The 1,105-nt window shown below is 51.2% G+C and carries 1 protein-coding gene; it reads right to left on the bottom strand.

Annotated elements, in window-relative coordinates:
* A partial coding sequence (locus R8N46_RS25290; RefSeq protein WP_318189787.1) for a DUF2339 domain-containing protein occupies window positions 1-1,105 on the bottom strand: 1,105 nt, incomplete at both ends.

Here is a 1,105-nt window from a genome sequence, read left to right as displayed (position 1 = left end):
GACTGAGCGATGCAGTTTTTGAAATAGCCACCCCAACGCAATAAGTGATGCCCCCAAGCCTAAGAAGCTGATGGCGCGCCAGAACCCGTCCAAAGAGCTTACATCCCACAAGAAGACTTTCAACGCCACAAAGGCCAATATAATTAAGCCGATGCGTTGCATCATCATCGCCTTGTGAGTGACGCCACGCCAAGTTAAAGCGCCACCAACCATTAATCCTGCCACTGAGTAGCTAAACAACTCCGCCATACTGGTCGGTTGAAACAGCGTCATTGACGTGGTTTGCCAGAACTGTCGAATCGACATCCCTAGCCAAATGGCCGCTAATGCAAAGCCAAGACATGCGACCGCTAATCGGTGTACACGCAGCGTATTCCAGCGTCTAACGACCGCAGCAATGAGAATGCACGCTGGCAGAAGCCAACCTAAACTCAGCATGTTGAACACCGGCATGGCTTGTGCCGATACGTTGTTGGTGATGAGTGGCGATTCAACGCTGTTCAGCCATACCGTCAATAGCGCGAATACGCCCCACAATAAGTAGCTGTAGGCTTGATAAACAAGGGTGAGCTGCTGAGCAAATTGGCTGCGATAACTGTAAACCAAGCCCATAACCAGAGCTTGGTTGGCAAAGACCACGGCACTTGTGAAATCGATGTGCCCCAAATAGCCGTATTGTCCCGTTAACCAGTAGTTGGTTTGGGTGAACAACGCCATTAAGAACACATGCAAAAACGCCCCTTCGAACCAGTTGGTCAGGTCGGAATCTTGTTTCGCTAGCACGCTTCGGGCATAGGCTAAGATAGCCAATGACGGCACGTAACTAAGAATGACCCAAGCCCAATGCCCACTCTCAACCGGCTGCCATTGTGGAATAAATGGCAGCAACGTGAGACGGACCACCAAAATACCCATCACGATTTTGACCGCCCAACTTGCTGGGCGAAAGAACCCGGCTTGGATTTGCAGTGCCATCACCGCGACTTGTATCGAAATGGCAGTGGTGAGCCAAGTGTCGCTTAACCAAACGAAAGCGACGCCAGAAATCAGAGCGTGAACGACCGCTGAACATTCAAGTGCAAGAGAGCGAAGGCGCTGGCTAAGG

The organism is Vibrio sp. 1874, assembly GCF_033344395.1.
GTDB lineage: Bacteria > Pseudomonadota > Gammaproteobacteria > Enterobacterales > Vibrionaceae > Vibrio > Vibrio alginolyticus.
The sequence above is the reverse complement of the archived record's forward strand: the minus strand, read 5'-3'. Positions and strand labels throughout refer to the sequence as shown.